At 74.3% G+C, this 19455-nt stretch carries 18 protein-coding genes, 1 tRNA gene and 3 pseudogenes; 4 read left to right on the top strand and 18 right to left on the bottom strand.

The window, feature by feature from the left end; all coding sequences use genetic code 11:
* Positions 1 to 102: 102 nt before the first annotated feature.
* A complete protein-coding gene (locus tag ACF1A5_RS17035) occupies positions 103 to 1158 on the bottom strand; it encodes an LLM class F420-dependent oxidoreductase (RefSeq protein ID WP_392193649.1) in 1056 nt (351 codons plus the stop codon).
* 176 nt (positions 1159 to 1334) lie between these two features.
* Here ACF1A5_RS17035 and ACF1A5_RS17030 point away from each other — a divergent pair, with 176 nt between their 5' ends.
* A complete protein-coding gene (locus ACF1A5_RS17030) occupies positions 1335 to 2318 on the top strand; it encodes an aldo/keto reductase (protein ID WP_392193648.1) in 984 nt (327 codons plus the stop codon).
* Entirely contained in the window at positions 2315 to 4588 is a 2274-nt protein-coding gene (locus ACF1A5_RS17025; protein WP_392193647.1) for an ATP-binding domain-containing protein, read from the top strand. The genes ACF1A5_RS17030 and ACF1A5_RS17025 overlap by 4 nt, the downstream gene beginning before the upstream one ends.
* 62 nt (positions 4589 to 4650) lie before the next feature.
* Here the strand turns inward: ACF1A5_RS17025 and ACF1A5_RS17020 are convergent, their stop codons facing one another.
* A complete protein-coding gene (locus ACF1A5_RS17020) occupies positions 4651 to 5400 on the bottom strand; it encodes a hypothetical protein (protein ID WP_392193646.1) in 750 nt (249 codons plus the stop codon).
* 47 nt (positions 5401 to 5447) lie between these two features.
* Here ACF1A5_RS17020 and ACF1A5_RS17015 point away from each other — a divergent pair, with 47 nt between their 5' ends.
* Positions 5448 to 5636: a DUF5703 family protein gene (locus tag ACF1A5_RS17015; RefSeq protein ID WP_392193645.1), complete on the top strand. Its 189-nt coding sequence runs from the start codon at positions 5448 to 5450 to the stop codon at positions 5634 to 5636.
* Between the two features lie 107 nt (positions 5637 to 5743).
* Here ACF1A5_RS17015 and ACF1A5_RS17010 read toward each other — a convergent pair whose 3' ends face one another.
* The 3 genes from ACF1A5_RS17010 to ACF1A5_RS17000 form a co-directional block, all read right to left on the bottom strand.
* Complete coding sequence (locus ACF1A5_RS17010) at positions 5744 to 6535, bottom strand: chaplin (RefSeq protein ID WP_392193644.1); 792 nt, start codon at positions 6533 to 6535, stop codon at positions 5744 to 5746.
* A gap of 191 nt (positions 6536 to 6726) precedes the next feature.
* Positions 6727 to 6960 (bottom strand): chaplin ChpH, encoded by a 234-nt coding sequence (gene chpH, locus ACF1A5_RS17005; RefSeq protein WP_392193643.1) that lies wholly within the window; start codon positions 6958 to 6960, stop codon positions 6727 to 6729.
* Positions 6961 to 7107: 147 nt separating this feature from the next.
* Entirely contained in the window at positions 7108 to 8433 is a 1326-nt protein-coding gene (locus tag ACF1A5_RS17000; RefSeq protein ID WP_392193642.1) for a M20/M25/M40 family metallo-hydrolase, read from the bottom strand.
* A gap of 201 nt (positions 8434 to 8634) precedes the next feature.
* Between ACF1A5_RS17000 and ACF1A5_RS16995 the strand changes: the two genes are divergently transcribed.
* Positions 8635 to 8722, top strand: a tRNA-Leu gene (locus ACF1A5_RS16995).
* 154 nt (positions 8723 to 8876) lie between these two features.
* On the opposite strand, the pseudogene ACF1A5_RS16990 reads toward ACF1A5_RS16995, so the two are convergent.
* The 13 genes and pseudogenes from ACF1A5_RS16990 to ACF1A5_RS16930 form a co-directional block, all read right to left on the bottom strand.
* Positions 8877 to 10376: pseudogene (locus ACF1A5_RS16990) on the bottom strand (peptide MFS transporter); the annotation flags it as partial.
* A gap of 128 nt (positions 10377 to 10504) precedes the next feature.
* Entirely contained in the window at positions 10505 to 11323 is an 819-nt protein-coding gene (locus ACF1A5_RS16985) for an SAM-dependent methyltransferase (RefSeq protein WP_392193641.1), read from the bottom strand.
* Between the two features lie 73 nt (positions 11324 to 11396).
* On the bottom strand, positions 11397 to 12689 hold the full coding sequence (locus ACF1A5_RS16980) for a cytochrome P450 (protein ID WP_392193640.1): 1293 nt from the start codon (positions 12687 to 12689) through the stop codon (positions 11397 to 11399).
* A 1-nt stretch (position 12690) separates the two neighbouring features.
* Complete coding sequence (locus tag ACF1A5_RS16975; protein WP_392193639.1) at positions 12691 to 13032, bottom strand: antibiotic biosynthesis monooxygenase family protein; 342 nt, start codon at positions 13030 to 13032, stop codon at positions 12691 to 12693.
* Positions 13029 to 13364, bottom strand: coding sequence for an antibiotic biosynthesis monooxygenase family protein (locus ACF1A5_RS16970; protein WP_392193638.1), 336 nt, complete (start codon positions 13362 to 13364; stop codon positions 13029 to 13031). Before ACF1A5_RS16970 ends, ACF1A5_RS16975 begins: the two co-directional genes overlap by 4 nt.
* 1 nt (position 13365) lies before the next feature.
* Positions 13366 to 14115 carry an SDR family NAD(P)-dependent oxidoreductase gene (locus tag ACF1A5_RS16965; protein ID WP_392193637.1) on the bottom strand — a complete coding sequence of 250 codons (750 nt, stop codon included), beginning with the start codon at positions 14113 to 14115 and terminating at the stop codon, positions 13366 to 13368.
* A gap of 32 nt (positions 14116 to 14147) precedes the next feature.
* A pseudogene (locus ACF1A5_RS16960) lies at positions 14148 to 14858 on the bottom strand (SDR family NAD(P)-dependent oxidoreductase); the annotation flags it as partial.
* Positions 14859 to 14894: 36 nt separating this feature from the next.
* Positions 14895 to 15344, bottom strand: a pseudogene (locus ACF1A5_RS16955) (SRPBCC family protein); the annotation flags it as partial.
* Positions 15344 to 15607 (bottom strand): acyl carrier protein, encoded by a 264-nt coding sequence (locus ACF1A5_RS16950; protein ID WP_392193636.1) that lies wholly within the window; start codon positions 15605 to 15607, stop codon positions 15344 to 15346. The pseudogene ACF1A5_RS16955 and the gene ACF1A5_RS16950, both read right to left, overlap by 1 nt.
* 38 nt (positions 15608 to 15645) lie before the next feature.
* On the bottom strand, positions 15646 to 16932 hold the full coding sequence (locus tag ACF1A5_RS16945) for a ketosynthase chain-length factor (protein WP_392193635.1): 1287 nt from the start codon (positions 16930 to 16932) through the stop codon (positions 15646 to 15648).
* Entirely contained in the window at positions 16929 to 18254 is a 1326-nt protein-coding gene (locus tag ACF1A5_RS16940) for a beta-ketoacyl-[acyl-carrier-protein] synthase family protein (RefSeq protein WP_392193634.1), read from the bottom strand. Before ACF1A5_RS16940 ends, ACF1A5_RS16945 begins: the two co-directional genes overlap by 4 nt.
* Positions 18251 to 18679, bottom strand: coding sequence for a cupin domain-containing protein (locus ACF1A5_RS16935; protein ID WP_356194449.1), 429 nt, complete (start codon positions 18677 to 18679; stop codon positions 18251 to 18253). The genes ACF1A5_RS16940 and ACF1A5_RS16935 overlap by 4 nt, the downstream gene beginning before the upstream one ends.
* Positions 18676 to 19047 carry a TcmI family type II polyketide cyclase gene (locus tag ACF1A5_RS16930; protein WP_392193633.1) on the bottom strand — a complete coding sequence of 124 codons (372 nt, stop codon included), beginning with the start codon at positions 19045 to 19047 and terminating at the stop codon, positions 18676 to 18678. The genes ACF1A5_RS16935 and ACF1A5_RS16930 overlap by 4 nt, the downstream gene beginning before the upstream one ends.
* Positions 19048 to 19455: the final 408 nt, after the last annotated feature.

Raw genomic sequence — 19455 nt, 5'->3', positions numbered from 1 at the left:
GGGGGCGTAACCGAGCCGGGCCGCGGGCGTTGTTCTCCGTGACGGCCGTGGCGGGGAAGACCCCCGAGCCCCCACCACGGCCGCGGAAACCTCCCGCGCGGATCAGGCCAGCCCGGCGCGCTCCAGCGCCTCGGTGCCGGCGCGCAGCGCGGCCAGACGCTCGTCCAGTGTGAAGCCGGCCGGGGCGAGCGTGAGGGTGGTGACCCCGGCCGCCGCGTAGGCCTTCATCCGGTCCGCGATCCGGTCCACGGACCCGAGCAGCGTGGTCCGGTCGATCAGCTCGTGCGGGACGGCGGCCGCGGCGCCCTCCTTGTCGCCGGACAGGTACTTGTCCTGGATCTCGGCGGCCTCCTTCTCGTACCCCATGCGCCGGGCGAGCTGGTTGTAGAAGTTCTGCTTGCGGCTGCCCATGCCGCCGACGTACAGGGAGGTGTAGGGGCGGAAGGTGTCGGCGAGGGCGGTGACGTCCTTGTCGTCGCCGAGGGCGAGCGGCAGGGTCGGGCAGACGTCGAAGCCCTCCAGGGTCTTCCCTGCCTTCTCCCGTCCGGCGCGCAGGTGCTTGACGGCCGTCTCCTCGAGGTGCTCGGCCGAGGGGAAGATGAGCAGTGCGCCGTCCGCGATCTCGCCGGTCTGCTCCAGGTTCTTCGGGCCGATCGCGGCGATGTAGAGGGGGATGTGCTCGCGCTCCGGGTGCACGGTCAGCTTGATCGGCTTGCCCGGCCCGCCGGGCAGCGGCAGCGTCCAGTGCTCGCCCTCGTACGTCAGCCGCTCGCGGGTCATCGCCTTCCGTACGATCTCGACGTACTCGCGGGTGCGGGAGAGCGGCTTGTCGAACTTGACGCCGTACCAGCCCTCGGACACCTGCGGTCCGGAGACACCGAGGCCCAGCCGGAAGCGGCCGCCGGACAGCGAGTCCAGTGTGGCGGCGGTCATCGCCGTCATGGCGGGCTGCCGGGCGGGGATCTGGAAGATGGCCGAGCCCACGTCGATGCGCTCGGTCTGCGCCGCGACCCAGCTGAGGACGGTGGCCGCGTCCGAACCATAGGCCTCGGCCGCCCAGCACACGGCGTAGCCGAGCCGGTCCGCCTCCTGCGCCACCGCCAGATTGTCCGCGTCCATCCCGGCACCCCAGTAACCGAGGTTGATCCCGAGCTGCATCCGCATCCCCTTACCGATCAGTAACGTCCCTTGTGCGGGGAACACTAGCGCGGGGCCCCCGGATACGGCAGGCCGTGGCCGGGCCGCGCCGGGTATCGAACGGCCGTCGCCCGGGCGGGAAATCGGTTGTCCACAGGCAACCCACGGCCCACCACTGGCCAGTAATCTCGGCGTTCATGGAGCAGAGGCATCTCGGCCGTACGGGTCTGCGCGTGTCCCGCATCGGCCTCGGCACCCTCACCTGGGGCCGGGACACCGACGAGCACGACGCCGCAGACCTGCTGAAGGCGTTCTGGGAAGCGGGCGGCACCCTGGTCGACACCGCCGACGTGTACGGCGACGGCGAAGCCGAGTATCTGCTCGGGCGGCTCACGGAGGGGCTGGTTCCCCGCCGTGACCTGGTCATCTCGACGAAGGCGGGCGGCGTCGCGGACCCGGACCGCCGTTTCGACGGCTCCCGCGGCCACCTGCTCGCCGCCCTGGACGCCTCCCTCGCCCGGCTGGGCACGGACTACGTCGACCTCTGGCAGGTTCACGCCTACGACCCCCACACGCCCCTGGAGGAGACCCTCCAGGCGCTCGACCTGGCCGTGAGCAGCGGCCGGGCACGGTACGCCGGGGTGTCCGACTTCTGCGGCTGGCAGCTCGCCAAGGCGGCGACCTGGCAGCTCGCGGCGCCGGGCACGCGAACGCGGCTGGCCGGCACCCAGCTGGAATATTCGCTGCTGCAGCGGGGCGTGGAACGCGAGGTGCTGCCGGCCGCGCTCGACCTGGGCGTCGGCCTGCTGCCCTCCTCCCCGCTCGGCCGCGGGGTGCTGACCGGCAAGTACCGCAACGGCACGCCCCCGGACTCGCGCGGCGCCTCCGACCACCTGGCGCGGTTCGTCGAGCCGTATCTCGACGACGCCGCGAGCCGCATCGTGGACGCCGTGGCGACGGCGGCGGACGGGCTCGCGGTCACCCCGCTCCAGGTGGCCCTCGCGTGGGTCCGGGACCGGCCCGGGGTGACCGCCCCGATCGTCGGCGCGCGCAACGCGCAGCAGCTCACGGCGGCGTTGTCAGTGGAGACGCTTAGTCTTCCTGACGAGATCTGCCGGGCGCTCGACGACGTGTCGGCGCCCGTGCACCGCTATCCCGATCACGACTGGAGCACGCTGTGAGCACGGACCCGGAGACCACGGAGCAGGCCGAACCGGGGGCCCCGGACACGGACTCGGCGGCCGCGGGGGCGGACGTGGCGGAGCCCGGCCCGGTGGCTGAGGGAGCCGACTCTGCGGACGCCGGTACGGCGGCCGAGGGAGCCGACGCGGCGGGCGCCGATCCGGCGGGCGGGGGCGCCGGGGGGCCGTCCGAGGCCGAGGCCGAGCTCGCGGCTCAGCGGCTCGAGCGGGAGCGGATCGCGCGGCGCAGGGCCGAGAAGAAGGGGCCGGTCGAGAGCGGGTCCAAGCTCAGCGGCAAGGCGGCCGACCTCCTCGCCGCGGTGCGGGCCGTGGAGGCCGGCGAGAAGCCCGTGGCCGGTGTCTTCGCCGAGCCGGAGCCCACGCCGCGTCGTGCCGCCCCGGAACCGGCCCGGCGCCCGGGGCCGGCCCCGGCCGAGACCGCCACCGTGCCCGCGGCGCCCACGCCCGCGGCCGTGGCGCCCGAGGCCGTGGACGCGGTGCGCCTGGTGCTCGCCGAGGGCGGCGCCCCGGACTCGCTCGCCCCGCAGGCCGCGGCGGTCCTCGGTGCGGGCGCGGGCGACCGGCTGCGCGCCGACCCCTGGCTGCTGCTGCGTGTGACGGGCGTACGGCCCGAGCAGGCCGACGGGTTCGCCCGGGCCCTGCTCGGCGCGGAGTGCGGCCCCGGCGACGAGCGGCGCGGGCGGGCCTTCACCCTCTGGCTCCTGGAGCAGGCGGCCCTCGCCGGGCACACCGCCCTGGAGGGTCACGCGCTCACCGCCGCACTGGCCCAGCGGGGCGTCCCCGATCCGGACGCGGCCCTGCAGAGCACCCTGGCCGAGGGCGAGGCCCTGGTCTTCCAGGACGCCCTGGAGGAGCCGGGCACCCCGGCCCGGCAGCGGACGGCGGCACCGGACGAGGAGGACCACACCGACGGCGAGGCGGAGGAGGAGCGCCCGGTGCGCGTCCTGGTCGGCCTGGAGCGGTACGCGCTGGCGGAGGAGAGCCTGGCCGACGGACTGGCCAGGCTGGTCAACTCCGTTCCCAAAGAAGGTGGTTCGGCGGAGGGCTGGGAGCGTGCCGCGTCCGCCGCGCGCGGTTCCGCCGCCGAGCTGATCCGCGCGGTCGCGGGCCACGGCCTGGTGCTGCACACCGGCGGCGAGGCCTCCCGCGCCGAGCCGGCGCGGCTGGTCCACGAGGCGCACGGTCTCGGCCTGCGCGCCTGGGCCGCCGCCCACGGCCCGCTCGGCCGGGAGGCCTTCGCGGCGCTCCTGGCCCCGTCCGGCCGCCCGGCCGGTCCCGCGGAACCGGCCGGGCACCCCGTCGCCACGGTGGCCGGCCTCCTGTCCGGCGCCGAGGGACCGGGCCGGGACGCGGACGGTGCGCTCGACCTCGACCTCCTCGTCGTGCTCGACGCGCCTCAGCTGGACGTCGAGACGGCGGCCCTGCTGGTGGAGTCGCTGCCGGACGGGGCCCGGCTCGTGCTGGCCGGGGATCCGGCGGTGCTGTGGTCCGTGGGCCCCGGGCGGGTCTTCGCGGATCTGCTGGCGGCGCGGGTGTGCCCGCAGATCGCCTCGCGGACGCCGGACCCGGGTCCCCTGGGCGAGCTGGTCTCGGGCATCGGCGCCGGTGAGCTGCCCCAGGTGGCGGCGCCCGGCAAGGAGGTCGTGATCGTTCCGGTGCGGGACGCGGGCGAGGCCGTGCACCGGACCGTGCAGCTCGTCGCGGACTCGGTGCCCCGGGCGATCGGCGTCCCCGCCGAGCAGACGGTGGTGATCACACCGGGTCACGGCGGCGCCGCGGGCACCCGCGCGCTGAACGCGGCGCTCAAGGAGCGGCTCAACCCGGGCCCCGGCCGCTTCGGCGGCTTCGACCCGGGCGACCGCGTCGCCTACTCCCCCGCCCCCGGACGCACCCTGCCCGGCGAGGTGGTGGGTGCCGACGCCGAGGGGCTGCGCCTGTCCTGCGCGGGGGCCGCCGTGGTCGTGCCGAGGGAGCGGGTCGACGGCTGTGTACGGCACGGGTGGGCGCTGACCGCCCATCAGGCCGCGGGGGGCCGGTGGCCGGCGGCGGTCGTGGTGCTGCCCGGGGACGCGGCACAGGCGCTGAGCCGCCCGTGGGTCTACACGGCGTTCAGCCGGGCGAGCCGCCATCTGTCGGTGGTGCAGGGCGCGGAGCAGGCGCTGCCGAGAGCCGTGGCCGAGGTCCCGGCCCGGCCCCGGACGACCCGGCTGCCCGTGCTGCTCGCCCCCCAGGTGCCCGCGGCCGGCTGAGGGCACGGACGAGGGCGGGGGCCGCGAGACACCTCCCCGTGGCCCCCGTCCGGCGCCCGGACTCAGCGGTCGGCGTCGAGCGGCTCCAGGTCCTCGTCCTCGTCGAGATGTGTGTCGAACTCGGTGTCGAGGTCGTCGACCAGGTCGTCGGGCGCCTCGTCGTCGATGTCGTCGTCCGGGTCGTCCTCGTCGTCGGCGTCCGGATCCTCGTCGAAGACCGCGCTGACGTCGAAGCGGCACACCACCGCCTCCGGGTCGACGTGCTCGAAGGGCGCCTCCAGCCAGTCGCCGGGGTCGGCGGGCTCGTCCGAGGCCGTGACCCAGAGGGTCGAGTCGCCCTCCTCCAGTCCGAACTCCTTGTGTCTGGAGGCGATCTCGTCCGGTTCGAACTCGCCGAACAGTATGCCGAGCGCCCCGTGGACCGTGTCCGAGGCATCCCCGCCGAGGCTCGCGCCGACCTCGGAGTCGGCCGCCTCCACACGCTGCGCCTGGGCCCGCAGCCGCTGCGGCTCGACCACGGCGTAGTCGCGGCGGATCAGCACACTGATCGCGTTCGGTTCCTCCGGGCCCGCGTACGGCGGCAGCGCGTCGTCACCGGGGATCTCGAAGGGCGTGACCTCGTCGTAACGGTCGTAGAGCAGCTCGTCGTACACCTCTGCGGCCGCGGCCAGCTGGTTGAACGCCTCGTAGACGGCCGGGTCGTCCTCTCCCGACCTGCGTTCGACCGCGGCCAGGTGGCGGTCGAGCGCGGTCTTGACCGCCTCGGCGGCGGCGCGTACCTCGGCAGCGGTGGGCTGCGCAGCATCAGACATAGTGCAGACGCTATCCGTACCGGGCCCCAGCCCGCACAATAGATGCGATGCCGGAATACGAATTTGTCGATGTGTACCTACCGCGCGGGGTGTCCCGCAAGGAGACGACCCGCCTGCTCACGGACCGTGCCGAGTACGGGCACTGGGAGTTGTACCGCCTGAGCCTGCTGCGCGACGGCAGCCGCAGGGTGCGGCTGCGCCGGCGGATCATCCGCCAGGTGCGCGCCACGTGGTGAGGCGAGACGGTCCGGACACCAGCGGGCCCCGCATGACGCGGGGCCCGCTCTGTCGTGTGCGCCGCGACCCGCCCGGGCCGACGCGGCCCGGCTAGGCCGGGGCCCGGTCAGGCCGAGGCCCGCCGCGCCCTGCGGTACAGCACGGCGCCGGCCAGCAGCGCCCCGGCGCCCGCGGGCAGCGCGACGCCCATCGGCAGGTCGCTGCCGGTGTGGGCGAGCTGCGCGCCGCCGTGCGGAGGGGCGACGGACTGCGCGCCGGGGTGGTTGACGTGGGACGACGAGCCGCCCGGCGTCCGGCCGCCGCCCGTGCCGGGCGGGGTGCCCGGGTTCCCGGGCTGTCCCGGCTGACCGGGGTTGCCGGGCTGTCCCGGGTTGCCCGGCTGACCGGGCCCGCCCGGCGTTCCGGGCGGGTTGCCGGAGCCACCGCCGGGGGGCGTGTGGTGCCCGCCGCCCGCGTTGCCGCAGGTGTTGCCCGCGGCGGCGTTGCCCACGCCGATGACGTCGGCGCTGTTGCCGCAGACGTTCACGGGCACGTCGATCGGGGCCTGGACGTGGTTGCCGGAGCCGACGCCCGGCGAGCCGCCGGTGTGCCCGCCCGCGTGCGCCCCGCCGCCGGAGTCGCCGTGCCCTGAGTCGCCGGACCCCCCGGACGAGCCGCCGTGATTGGCGCATGTGTTGCCCGCCGCCGGGTTGAGCAGCCCGACGATGTCGACCGTGTTGCCGCAGACGTTCACCGGCACGTGGACCGGTGCCTGCACGGTGTTGCCGGACAGCACGCCCGGCGAGTGGGACGCGGCGCCGCTCGCGCCCGCGTCGGCGTGGGCGTAGCCGCCGGCGGCGGCGAGCACGCCGGTGGCGGCGGCCACGGTCATCAGGCCCTTGCGGGTGACCTGTCGCATGGTGATGAAATCCCTGCCTTCGACCTTTTTCACGAACCTTCCGGAAACGCGCACCGCACCCTGATAGAAGGGAATGCCGTCGCGCGGTAGACCGGTCAGCCCCGGAGCGCATGGCGCGCGCTCCGGGGCCGACTGGTTCAGACCCCCCACGGAGCCGATGGAGTCAGACCCTCACGGGGCGGGGCACAACGTCAGCTGTTGATGCAGGTGTTGCCGAAGGTGGGGTTCAGGAGCCCGATCACGTTGACCGTGTTGCCGCAGACGTTCACCGGCACGTGGACGGGCACCTGGACGACGTTGCCGGAGAGGACACCCGGGGAACCCACGGCGGCACCCTGGGCACCGGAGTCGGCGACGGCCAGGCCCGCGCCCGCGAGAACCAGTCCACCGGTGGCAGCCGCGGCGGCGACGATCTTCTTGATCATTATTCCTCCTCGTTGACAAAAGCGATCTCTCTCACTGATCGCGATACCTGTAACGAGGAGGGAGTAATGGAGCTACGAGCTTATGGTCGCATTCACTCTTCTCAGTAACTCCCGCACACGCGGGCGATTATCGGGCCGGTCATGGCGTCACGACGCGTCGATGAAACGGTCGAGGACGCGGACGCCGAACTTCAGGCCGTCGACGGGCACCCGCTCGTCGACGCCGTGGAACATGCCCGCGAAGTCCAGCTCCGGCGGCAGCTTCAGGGGCGCGAAGCCGAAGCTGCGGATGCCCAGGTCGTCGAAGGACTTGGCGTCCGTGCCGCCGGAGAGCATGTACGGGATGGCCTTGGCGGCCGGGTCCTCGGCCAGCAGCGCGGACTGCATCGCGTCCACCAGCGCTCCGTCGAAGGTGGTCTCGACGGCCTTGTCGGCGTGCACGTCCTCGCGCCGGACCCGGGGGCCCAGGATCCGGTCGAGGTCGGCGAGGAACTCCTCCTCGAAGCCGGGCAGGAACCGCCCGTCCACGTGCGCCGTGGCCTCGCCGGGGATGACGTTGACCTTGTAGCCGGCGCCCAGCTGCGTCGGGTTGGCCGTGTTGCTCAGGGTCGCGCCGATGAGCTTGGCGATGCCGCCGAGCTTGGCGAGCGTCCCTTCCATGTTCTCCGGGTCCAGCTCGGTGCCGAGCGCGTCGCCGAGCTCGTCCAGGAAGGCCCGGGTCGTCTTGGTCACGCGGACCGGGAACCGGTGCCGGCCCAGGCGCGCCACGGCCTCGGAGAGCTCGGTGATCGCGTTGTCCCGGTGGATCATCGACCCGTGCCCGGCGGTGCCGGCCACGGTCAGCTTCATCCAGTGCATGCCCTTCTCGGCCGTCTGGATCAGGTAGAGCCGCCGCTGCTCGCTGACCGTGAAGGAGAACCCGCCGACCTCGCTGATCGCCTCGTTGACGCCCTCGAAGAGGTCCGGGTGGTGGTCGACGAGATACCGGGCGCCGTAGGTGCCGCCGGCCTCCTCGTCGGCGAGGAAGGCCAGCACGATGTCCCGCGGCGGCCTGCGGCCGCTGCGCAGCCGGTCGCGCACCACCGCGAGGGTCATCGCGTCCATGTCCTTCATGTCGACCGCGCCCCGGCCCCACACACAGCCGTCCGCGATCTCGCCGGAGAAGGGGTGGTGGGTCCAGTCGGCGGCGTTGGCCGGTACGACGTCGGTGTGGCCGTGGATGAGCAGCGCGGGCCGCGAGGGGTCCTCGCCCTCGATGCGGGCCACGGTGGAGGCCCGGCCCGGGTGGGACTCGAAGATCCGCGGTTCGAGTCCCACCTCGGCGAGCTTCTCGGCGACGTACTCGGCGGCCCCGCGCTCGCCCGGGCCGGAGTGGTCGCCGTAGTTGCTGGTGTCGATCTGGATCAGCTCGCGGCAGAGGTCCACGACCTCGTCCTCGCCCGCTACGCCCCTGGCCGTGTCCGTCTCGCTCACGCCGCTTCCTCCCGCTGGGTGCTGGTGGCCCACCTCGCGTGCCGGTGGTCCTCCTCATCCTCCCCCTCCCCCGGCGTCTCCCCAAGGCCGCCCCCGGCCCGTCAGGCGCCGTTCAGGCGGGGACGGGGGGTGATCGGGGCGGCCGGAAAGCCTGGTAAAGTTTTCTTCGTCGCCGGGGAGAGCCCGCGCGGTAGACACCTTGTCCGGGTGGCGGAATGGCAGACGCGCTAGCTTGAGGTGCTAGTGCCCTTTATCGGGCGTGGGGGTTCAAGTCCCCCCTCGGACACCAGCTGAGACCCCTGCTGAGCAGGGGTCTTCTGCTTTTGCGACGGTGGTGCGGCGAGCCGCCGCTCCAGCCGTCCGGCGGCGAGCGCGACGGCCGCGCCGACGGCCAGGACGAAGCCGCCGACGAGCAGGAAGTAGACGGACAGCGGCAGTACGGCGGTGAGCCGGTAGAGCTGGCCGCCGACCACGACGCCGACCGCGCCGAAGAGCCCGTTCACCGCGAGGAAGCGGCCGGTGCTGCCCGGCGGGGCGACCTCCGCGGCCAGCGCCAGACCGGCCGGGGCGAGGGCGATCTCGCCGCACGAGTACAGCAGGTAGACCAGCACGAGCCAGTACGGTCCGACCGGTCCGTCCTCGGCCAGGGACGCGGCGACGGACATCAGCACGAAGCTCGTCCCCGCGGCGGCGAGGGCCCAGGCGAACTTCACCGGCGTCCGCGTACCCGGGCCCGCACGCCGCCCGAGCCGGGCCACGAACGGGGCGGCGAGCAGGACGAACAGCGGGTGCAGGGACTGGAACCAGCTGGCCGGTACCTCGAAGCCGAGCAGGTCGCGGTCGGTGTCGCGCTCGGCGAAGAGGCTGAGGGCCGATCCGCTCTGCGCGAAGATCATCCAGAAGGCGGAGGAGGCCGCCATCATGACGGCGAAGGCCCCGAGCCGCGCCCGCGCCGCGGAGTCGGCTCCGGAGTCTCCCGCGGACCGGACGGCGGCCGGACCGGCCCCTCCCCGGGCCCCGCCGGCCGCCGGGCCGGCCCCCTCCTGGGCCCCGCGGACCGCCGGAGCAACCCCGCCGTTGACGCCACGGACCGCCGGAGCAACCCCGCCGCGGGCCCCGCCGACGACCGGACCTGCCCCGTCGTCGGCCCCAAGGACCGCCGGAACCGCCCCGTCGTGGGGCCCGCCCTCGCCGGTGTCCAGGGTGGTGGCGGGGCTCTCGCGGTCGAGGCTGCGGCGGAGGGTGCGGAGGTAGGCGAAGGGCAGGGTGACCGTGGTCAGGCCGAGCGCGGCCAGTACCGCCTTGAGGGGCAGGGCGCCGAGGAGCGCCGGGGGTGCCAGCACCGCACAGAGCACCGCGGCGGCGAGGGCGACCCGGCGGCGCACGGTCGCGGCCTCGGCCCGGGTGACCGGGCGGGCCGGCCGCGAACCCACCGGCCCCAGCCCGCGCAGCCCCAGGGAGAACTGCGCGAGCCCGGCCAGCATCCCGACAGCCGCCGCGGCGAAGCCCAGGTGCCAGGCGATCCGCTCGGCGAGCAGCCCGGTCACCACGGGGGCGATCAGCGCGCTCACCTGGATGCACACGTAGAACAGCGAGAAGTCGGCCTCGCGGCGGGCGCGCCCCGCGCCCCCGGCCTCCGCCACCATGGCGGCAAGGGCCGGCTTGACGAGGCCGGTCCCCGCGACGACCAGCAGCAGACCGGCGCAGAGCGTGCCCCGCGCGGGCGCCGCGAGCACCAGGTGGCCGCAGGCGATGAGCGCGCCGCCGAGCAGTACGGCCCGGCGCGCGCCCAGCACCCGGTCGGCGAGCCAGCCCCCGGGCAGCCCGGCCAGGAAGCACAGGGACATGTACGCCGCGAAGACGGCGGCCGCCGACTGCGACGCCATGCCCATGCCGCCCCGGCCCGCGGGAGCGGTGAGGTAGAGCACGAGGATCGCCGCCATCCCGAAGAAGCTGAAGCGCTCCCACAGGTCGACCGCGAGCAGGGCGCCGAACCCCCGGCGCCTTCCGCCGTGCCCGGACACGGATCCCGCGGCCGCCGACGGCTCGGTGGAGGAACGGCGCACGCGGCTCACCCGGCCGGTTTGAGGGCCACTCCGGCCAGCATGGCGAGGTCCGGGTCGGGGCGCTCGCCGGGTTCGGGACGCCACAGGGGGGCGCGCACCACGCCGGGCGAGAGCAGGTCGAAGCCGTCGAAGAGGGCGGTGAGTTCGGCCGTGCTGCGCCAGATCACCTGGCTCACCGCGCCCCGGTACTGCTCGGCCGCCTCGGGGGCCGCCTGCGGCACCTCGTCGGCGCCGGCGTGGGAGAGGACCAGGGCGCTGCCCGGTGCCAGCGGGCCGGTGTACTGCCGGACCAGCTCCAGCGGGTCGTCGCCGTCCGGCACGAAGTGCAGTACGGCGGCGAGGATCAGCGCGACCGGGCGGTCGAAGTCGATCAGCCGGCGGGTGTCGTCCGCGTCCAGGATCTCCCGGGGCTTGTGCAGATCGCCCTGGAACACCGCCGCCCTGGGCTCGTCGGCGAGCAGGGCCCGGCCGTGGGCGACCGCCACCGGATCGATGTCGACGTAGACGACGGTGCTGTCGGGGTGGGCGGCGAGGGCGACGTCGTGCACATTGCCCTCTGCGGGGATGCCCGAGCCGATGTCGAGGAACTGGCGGATGCCGAGGGCGGACAGTTCGCGCACCGAGCGGCGCAGGAAGGCGCGGTTGGCCCGGAGGGTGGCGACGAGTTCGGGGTTGCCGGCCGAGACCCGGTCGCCGAGTTCCCGGTCGGCCGGGAAGTTGTGGGTGCCGCCGATCCAGTAGTCGTACACCCGGGCGATGCTCGGGGTGTCGATGTCCACCTCCGGCGGCGCCCAGCTGGGGCGTTCGGTGTCCAGACGTTCCACGTGTGTCTCCTGAGGTCGTTGGTGCGTCGGTGCTTCGTGTGGGGCGCGAGCGTCTCGGCGGCGTACGGCCGGGTCAGCCGGTGTCCTCGCCGGTGAAGACGGGCAGTTCCTCCAGGCCGCGCATCATCAGGCTGCTGCGCCAGCGCAGGCTCGAGGCGTCGGTGGCGAGCCGCAGCCCGGGGAAGCGGGCGAACAGGCGGCTGATGACGATCTGCCCTTCGAGGCGGGCCAGTGGGGCGCCCAGGCAGTGGTGGATGCCGTGGCCGAAGGCGACCGACGCGCTGTGGGGGCGGCCGATGTCCAGTCGGTCGGGGTCGGGGTAGCGGGCCGGGTCGCGTCCGGCCGCGCCGAGCGAGATGGTGACGAACTCGCCCTCGGGGATGACCACGGAGCCGACCTCGACGGGTTCGGTGGTGAAGCGCCAGGTGGCGTTGGTGACGGGTCCGTCGTAGCGGAGGAACTCCTCCACGGCGGCCGGCCACAGCGAGGGGTCCGCGGCGAGCTGCTCGCGCACCCGGGGGTGGCCGAGCACTGCGAGGGTGCCGTTGCCGATGAGGTTGACGGTGGTCTCGTGGCCGGCGACGAGCAGCAGGAAGGCCATGGAGATCAGCTCGTCGTCGGAGAGCTGGTCGCCCTCGTCGCTGACCTGCACGAGGTCGCTGAGCATGTCGTCGGCGGGCTCGGCGCGCTTGCCGTCGATCAGCGCCCGCAGGTAGGCGATCATCGAGACGCTGGCGTCCCGCACCTCCTCGGTGCCCGCTCCGGAGACGAGCAGGTTGGACCAGCGGCGGAAGGAGGCCCGGTCGTCCGGGGGCACGCCGAGCAGCCAGCAGATGACCGTGAACGGCACCGGGAAGGCCAGCGCCTCCATCAGGTCCACGGTGCCGTCCGCAGCGATGTTCTCCAGCAGTTCGTCGGTGAGCCCGGTGATCCTCGGCCGCAGCGCCTCCACCCGGCGCGCGGTGAAGGCCCGGCCGACCAGCCGGCGCAGCCGGGTGTGGTCCGGCGGGTCGCTGTCCAGCATGTGCACGCTGAGTACCTGGGGGAACTGGGCGTGGTCCCCCGCCTCGGCGAGGAAGGCCCGCTGTTTCTCCGGGTCCGCGAAGTTGCGCGGGATGAGGTCCTTGCCGACCCGCATGTCCTTGCTGAGGCGGGGGTCGGCGAGCAGTTCCCTGGCGTGCTCGTACCCGGTGACCAGCCAGGTGCGCAGGCCGTTGGGGGTGACGACGGGCACGGCCGGGGCGGTCCGCCGCAGCTCGGCGAGCGCCTGGTGCGGGTCCTGGTGGAAGGCCGGGGTGAACAGTTCGGCGGGTGGCGGGGACGGGCTCTGCGCGGAGCCCTGTGCGGGGCTCTGGGCGGCGGGCATCTCAGGCTCCTTCCGGGGCGGACTGCGGGTGGCCGCCCTCGTAGCGGGCGAGCTCCCGGTAGATCTCGAACGGCCGGTCCCGCTCCAGGTCCCGGAACGGCCGCAGAGGCGCGGTCTGCTCCTTGTGGGCGGCGCCGCCCTCCCAGGCCACGAAGGCGTCCCAGTCGGACCACCGGCTGACCACGACCAGGGCGCGCGGGTCGCCGACGGCGCGCAGCAGCCGGTTGCCGAGCAGTCCGGGCGTGCCCGCCATGCGCCGGCTGGCCTCGTGGTAGGCGCTCACGACCTGCTCGGCGTCGTCGCTGAGGTGGTGCAGCACCACTTCGACCGGGGCGGCGGTCACCGGATGTCCCGGGCGGAGCCCGCCGCGCCGGCGAGGGCGGCGACGACGTGCATCGTCGTCATGGAGCCGCCGCTGCGGTACGGGTGGAGCTTGCGGCGGTGCTCGACGTGGCGGTCGCTGGTCTCGAACGCGCGGAAGAGCGGCTCGTTCACCCAGTCGCTGACGATGTAGTAGATGCCGTTCTCCTCGGCGCTGCGGGACAGCCACTGCCCGAGGTTCGCGGGGTGGTCGGTGACCGAGTCGCCGACCTCCAGCCACACCTTCTCGAAGTCGTCCTCCATGCCGGGCCGGATCTCCATGCGGAGCATGACCCGGAAGACCTTGTCGGCCATGTCAGATCCCCCCGTCGACGTTGAGCGTCTCGCCGGTGATGTACGCGGCGTGCTCGCTGAGCAGGAACAGCACGGGCCCGGCGAGTTCGTCGACGGTGCCGAGGCGGGCGAGGGCGGTCTTCTGCGCGTAGGTGGCCCGCAGGCCCGCGGCGCGTTCGGTGGGCATCGCGTCGAAGGCCTCGGTCTCGATGACGCCGGGCGCGACGACGTTGACCCGGATGCCACGGGGGCCGAGTTCCTTGGCGAGGGAGCGGGTCAGGCCGGTCATGGCGGCCTTGGCGGCGGTGTAGTGGGCGCGCAGCGGTATGCCCGCGGCGGCGCCGCGTGAGCCGATGTTCACCACCGAGGAGCCGGTGCCGAGCAGCGGGAGCGCCTGCTGGATGACCCGGTAGGCGGCGGTGAGGTTGGTGTCGATGATCCGGGACCACTCCTCGGCGGGCAGTTCCGCGAAGGGGATGTGGCTGATCACACCCGCGTTGTTGACGACGCCGTCGAGCCGGCCGTAGCGGTCCTTGACCTCGCCGAGGAGCCGGTCGACCTCGGCGGTGTCGCCGACGTCGGCGCGCAGCACGTGGTGGTCGCCGGCGGTCTCCTTCAGGGCGGCGGTCAGCGTGTCGACGGCCTCGCTCTCCTGCCGGTGGCAGGTGATGACGTCGGCCCCGGCGCGGGCGGCGGCGAGTACGATGCCGCGGCCGATGCCCCGGCTGCCGCCGGTGACGAGGAGCTTCTTGCCGTGCAGTGCGAATTCCACGGGATGTCCCTTTCGTTGCTGGGGGTTGCGGGTCACACGCAGCCGTCGACGTGGATGTTCTGGCCGGTGACGTAGGCGGCTTCGTCGCTGACGAGGAACAGCACCGTGCGGGCGATGTCGTCGACGGTGCCGAGCCGGCCGAGGGCGGTGAAGGAGGAGAAGGTCCGGCGCTCCCGCTCGGCGTCCTCCTCGGGCAGGTCGTCGAGCGCCTCGGTGGCGATGCGGCCGGGCGAGACGGTGTTGACGCGGATGCCCCGCGGGCCGAGTTCGCGGGCGAGCGATCGGGTCATGCCGACCAGGGCGGACTTCACCGCCGTGTAGTGGACGCCTCCGGCCATGCCGATGAAGGCGACCGTGGAGCCGATGTTCACCACCGAGGAGCCCTCGCCCAGCAGGGGCAGGGTGCGCCGGGTCACCAGGTGGGTGGCGGTCAGGTTGCCCTGGAGGGTGGCGGCCCACTGGGCGTCGTCCAGGTCCGCGTACGGCGTGGGCCGGAAGGCGCCCGCGTTGTTGACGACCGCGTCGAGCCGGCCGACGCTCGCCTCGCACTCGGCGACCAGCCGGTCCACGTCCGCGGGGTCGGCCGCGTCGGCCCGCACCACCTGGTGCTTGCCGGGGGTCCGGGCGAGTTCCTGCTCCAGGGAGGCGACGGCCGGGCCGGGGGTGCGGTAGCAGGTGACGACGTCGGCTCCGGCGCGGGCGGCGGCGAGCACGACGCCGCGGCCGATGCCCCGGCTGCCGCCGGTCACCAGCAGCCGCCTGCCCTCCAGCTGCCGGGCGGCCCGGGCGGCGGCCTCCACCTTGGCCTTGATCAGCCGCATCTGCACGGCGGTGTTGCGGTTGAGGCGCTCGGTCATCCCGGCGTCGTCGAGGGGGGCCCCGGGCTTCATCGCGAAGTCCTGGATCCAGCGCATCCGGACGCCGTTGGGCCGCTGCTCGTACTCCCAGCGGATGTTCATGTACGCGAAGGGCCCGGTCTCCACCCGGCGGGCGGTGACGGTGCGGGTGGCGGGGTCCGGGGTGCGTTCGGAGACCCAGCTCCAGACCGTGCCGTTCTCGTCGGGGTGCAGGGCGAGGCGGAAGGTGACCGTGTCGCCGTCGCGTCCGAGGATCTCGGCGGACGCGTACTCGCTGAACAGCCGCGGCCAGGAGGCCACGTCGTTGGTCATCGACCACACCAGGTCCATGGGCGCGTCGACGACGATCTCGTTGTCGGTGTGTCCGGCCATCAGACGCGCACCTCCGCGAGCCGGGCGTGCACGTAGGCGAGGGCCTCGCGCGGGGTCTGGGTGTGCTCGAGGTCGCCGTCGGGGATCTCGATGCCGTACTCGCGCTCGATGCGGTTGGCGAGTTCCAGCAGGGCGAGGGAGTCGTATCCGAGGTTGGCGAACGCGGTGTCGGCGAAGTCCGCGCCGTCCAGGTCGGTCTGTTCGTCGACGCCCGCGCTCGCGCGCAGGATGCGCCGGACGTCGTCGAGGGTGAACTCGGCCATGGTGGGCCGCCTTCCGGTCGTCGTGGAGTGGTCGTCGGTCACTTCTTGGGGTCGTCGCGGTCGCCCGCGCCGACGATGAGCGCGGAGGTGAAGCCGCCGTGGCCGCGGGCCAGGACCAGGGCGGTGCGCAGAGCGGTCGGGCGCGGGCGGTGCAGCACAAGGTCGATCTCGCAGCCGTCGGCGGCGGCCCCGAGGCCCGCGGTGTGCGGGACGACCCCGGCGGTCAGCGCGAGAAGCGCGGTCGCCACGTCCAGCGCGGCGCCGCCCGCGTACAGCCGTCCGGTGAGCGTCTTCGGCGCGGTCACCGGCACTCCGCGGGGGCCGAACACCTCGGTGATCGCACGGGCTTCGGCGAGGTCGGCGGCGGGCACCCCCGCGGCGTCCGCGAAGACCACGTCGATGTCCGCGGGGTCCAGCCGGGCGTCGGCGAGTGCCCGCCGGACGACGGAGGTGAGCACGGTGTGCCGGGGGCGGCCCGTGGCGGCGGCGTCCGGGGCGTCGGCCGCCGGGTCGAAGCCGGCCGCGTAGCCGAGGAGTTCGCCGTAGTGCGGCACCCCGCGCGCGCGGGCCGACGCCGGGCTCTCCACCACGAGCATGGCGCCGCCCTCGCCGGGGACGAAGCCGGAAGCGGCGGCGTCGAAGGGCAGGTAGGCGCGGGCCGGGTCGTCCTCGGTGGACAGGTGCCCCGAGGAGAGCTGGGCGACCAGGCCGTACGGGCAGAGGGAGGCGTCGGTACCGCCGCTGAGGACCAGCCGGGAGCCGGTGTCCAGCAGCCGGCGGGACTGGCCGAGGACGTCGAGTCCGCCGGCCTGCTCGCAGCAGATCACCCCGCAGGGGCCGCGCATCCCGTGCCGGATGGAGACCTGGCCGGTGGTGGCCGCGTAGAACCAGGCGATCGACTGGTACGCGCCCACCCAGGAGGACCCCTGCTGGTAGAGGTTCTCCATCTCGTGCTGGCCGAACTCGGTGCCGCCGGAGGAGCTCGCGGTCACCACCGCCATCTCGTACTCGGGCAGCTCGGCCGGATCGGCGGCGGCGTCCGCGAGGGCGGCCTCGGCGGCGGCCAGCGCGAAGTGCGTGTACCGGTCGGTCTGCGGGACGAGCCGCCCCGGGATCTGCTCGCCGGCCCGGAAGCCCGGCACCTCGCCGGCGATTCTGACGGGGTAGCCGGTCGGGTCGAAGCGGGTGATCCGGCCGAGGCCGCTCTTGCCCGCGAGGACGGACTCCCAGTGCCGGGCCGCGCCGATGCCGGTCGGCGCGATCACGCCGAGCCCGGTGACCACGGCCCGGCCGCGCGGGCCGGGGCGTATGCCGGAGGCGCTCATGCCGCCTCCTTCCGCGCCGGGGAGGTACTCCGGGCGGCGCGCGGCGTGGTCCGCGTGCGACCGGGCCGGCCGAGCACCATCGCGGTCTGGAAGCCACCGAAGCCGCTGCCCACGCTGAGCACCCGGTCCATACGGTGCTCCCGCGCCGTCACCGGTACGTAGTCCAGGTCGCACTCGGGGTCGGGGACGGCCAGGTTGGCGGTGGGCGGGACGACCTGGTGGCGCAGCGCCAGGGCGCACGCGGCGATCTCCAGGGAGCCGATCGCGCCGAGGGAGTGCCCGATCATCGACTTGATGGAGCTGACGGGCACCTCGTGGGCACGGCTACCGAGACTGCGCTTGAACGCGGCGGTCTCGTGCCGGTCGTTCTGCTTGGTGCCGGAGCCGTGCGCGTTGATGTAGTCGATGTCGCCGGGGTCGAGCCGGGCCCGGTCGAGGGCGACCCGGATGGCCTCGGCCATCTCCCGGCCGTCCGGCTTGAGTCCGGTCATGTGGAAGGCGTTGCTGCGCCCGGCGAAGCCGAGGATCTCGGCGTACACGGTGGCGCCGCGGCGCCGCGCGGACTCGGCCTCCTCGATCACCATCACCGCCGAGCCCTCGCCCAGGACGAAGCCGTCGCGCCGCCCGTCGAAGGGGCGGGAGGCGTGCTCGGGGTCGTCCTTGTTGGGGGTGGTGGCCTTGATGGCGTCGAAGCAGGCGGAGGTGATCGGCGACAGCGGGGCGTCGGTCGCGCCGGCGAGCACCACGTCCACGGAGCCCTCCTCGATCAGCTGGACGCCGTGTCCGATGGCGTCCAGGCCCGAGGTGCAGCCGGTGGAGATCAGCGCGACCGGCCCCTCGGCGTGGACCTGCCGGGCGACCTCGACGGCGAGGGTGCTGGGCACCATGTAGCCGTACAGGTGGGGCACGCCGTAGCTGTGGTCGACCAGCCAGTCGCGTCCGCCGTCGGAGAGGACGGCGTACTCCTCCTCCAGGCCCATGGTGCAGCCGACGGCGCTGCCGATGCTCACGCCGATCCGGCCCGGGTCGGCGGCGGCCAGGTCGAGTCCACTGTCCTCGACGGCCTCGCGGGCGGCGACCACCGCGAACTGGCCGGCCCGGTCCATGCGGCGGGCCTCCTGCGGGGTGAGCCCGGCGGCGAGCGGGTCGAAGTCGCACTCGGCGGCCACCTGGGAGCGGAACCCGGCGGGGTCGAACAGGCTGATCCGGCGGGTGGCGGTGCGCCCGGCGGTGAGCAGGTCCCAGTAGGCGTCGCGTCCGCGGCCGCCGGGGGCGACGGCCCCCACGCCGGTGATGACCGCGCGCCGCTGCGGGCGGGTCACCGGGCCTCCCCGACGTCCGGGTTGCCGGCGGCGGCGTCGAGCGGCTGCTCGGTGTCGACGTGGCCGAGCTCGGGGCGGGGCGCGAGCGGGGAGAGGTGGAAGACCACCTCGGCGGGCACGGTCCCGGTGTTGACCAGGCGGTGCCGGACGCCGATGGGCACCAGCAGCGAGTCGCCGGGGCCGAGTTCCACCGGGACCCCGTCCAGCCGCATCTCCAGACGGCCCTGGACGACGTGCAGGAACTCCTCGGAGTACGGGTGGAGGTGCTCGGTGACGTACTCGCCGGGGGCGAGGCGCAGCACCCCGCCGAACCCGGAGGTGCAGCCGACCGTGCGGGGGCTGAGGGTGACGCGGATGTCGCCGCCGCGCTTGGTGTTGGCGGCGACCGTGTCCGCGTGGACCTTGGTGGTGACGGGGGCGCTCATCGGGCACCGCCCAGGTTCGCGGCGGTCGGGGCGGTGATGGCGGGGCCCTGCTCGGGCGTCCAGGAGTAGAACGGGACGGCCATGGCGTCCTTGGGCTCGCGCCAGTTCGGGTCGTAGGGCGAGATGAACTGGCCCAGGCGGGTGTTGATCTCGCCGTAGAGCGGGTGGCTGCGCGCCTTGTAGAGGTTGGGCGCGATGTCCTGGTCGGCCTCGACCAGGTGGAAGTACAGGTCGTGGAAGGCGAACAGGGTCCGCCGCGACACACCGACCATGTGCGGCAGTTCGGTGCTGTCCGAATCGGCGAAGACCTCGGCGACGCCCTGGGCGTCGGCAAGGCTCATCCTGGCCACGATCAGTGTTCGGTGCACGGTGTCCTCCCGGGCTTGGCTCCTCTGCGTTCACCCTGTTCGGAACGGGTCGAGGCAGTCTGGAGGGCGCCTGGAGAACCGCTCGTCGCGCGGGCGGCGGGCGCTAGCGGGGTGGCGCGAGCGGGGGCCGGACGGAGGACTCGGTGGCCGGACGGGGGGCGGCGCGCGGACAGTGGCTGGACTGCGGGGGCGGCGCCCGGGTGGAGGGCGCGGTGACCAACGGGGCGGCGCGCGGACGGTGGCCGGGCGGAGGGGGCCGGGGCCGGCCGACGGGGGCCGTCGCCGGGTGGGGAGGCGCGGTGGCCGGGCGGAGGGGGCCGCGCAGCGGTGCGGCCCGCCGCACCTGGGGTGCGACGGGCCGCTGGGTGGCGTGGCGCCGTGGGTCGGGTGGGGGTGACTCGGGTGGAC

The organism is Streptomyces sp. NPDC014864 (assembly GCF_043081525.1).
GTDB lineage: Bacteria > Actinomycetota > Actinomycetes > Streptomycetales > Streptomycetaceae > Streptomyces.
Note: the sequence above shows the minus strand (reverse complement) of the source record. Positions and strands in the feature narration are given on the sequence as shown.

Coding starts and splice junctions, on each gene's coding strand:
- ACF1A5_RS17035 (WP_392193649.1), bottom strand. CDS start 1,158: ATGCAGCTCGGGATCAACCTCGGTTACTGGGGTGCCGGGATGGACGCG.
- ACF1A5_RS17030 (WP_392193648.1), top strand. CDS start 1,335: ATGGAGCAGAGGCATCTCGGCCGTACGGGTCTGCGCGTGTCCCGCATC.
- ACF1A5_RS17020 (WP_392193646.1), bottom strand. CDS start 5,400: ATGTCTGATGCTGCGCAGCCCACCGCTGCCGAGGTACGCGCCGCCGCC.
- ACF1A5_RS17015 (WP_392193645.1), top strand. CDS start 5,448: ATGCCGGAATACGAATTTGTCGATGTGTACCTACCGCGCGGGGTGTCC.
- ACF1A5_RS17010 (WP_392193644.1), bottom strand. CDS start 6,535: ATGCGACAGGTCACCCGCAAGGGCCTGATGACCGTGGCCGCCGCCACC.
- chpH (WP_392193643.1), bottom strand. CDS start 6,960: ATGATCAAGAAGATCGTCGCCGCCGCGGCTGCCACCGGTGGACTGGTT.
- ACF1A5_RS16980 (WP_392193640.1), bottom strand. CDS start 12,689: ATGCCCGCCGCCCAGAGCCCCGCACAGGGCTCCGCGCAGAGCCCGTCC.
- ACF1A5_RS16970 (WP_392193638.1), bottom strand. CDS start 13,364: ATGGCCGACAAGGTCTTCCGGGTCATGCTCCGCATGGAGATCCGGCCC.
- ACF1A5_RS16950 (WP_392193636.1), bottom strand. CDS start 15,607: ATGGCCGAGTTCACCCTCGACGACGTCCGGCGCATCCTGCGCGCGAGC.
- ACF1A5_RS16945 (WP_392193635.1), bottom strand. CDS start 16,932: ATGAGCGCCTCCGGCATACGCCCCGGCCCGCGCGGCCGGGCCGTGGTC.
- ACF1A5_RS16935 (WP_356194449.1), bottom strand. CDS start 18,679: ATGAGCGCCCCCGTCACCACCAAGGTCCACGCGGACACGGTCGCCGCC.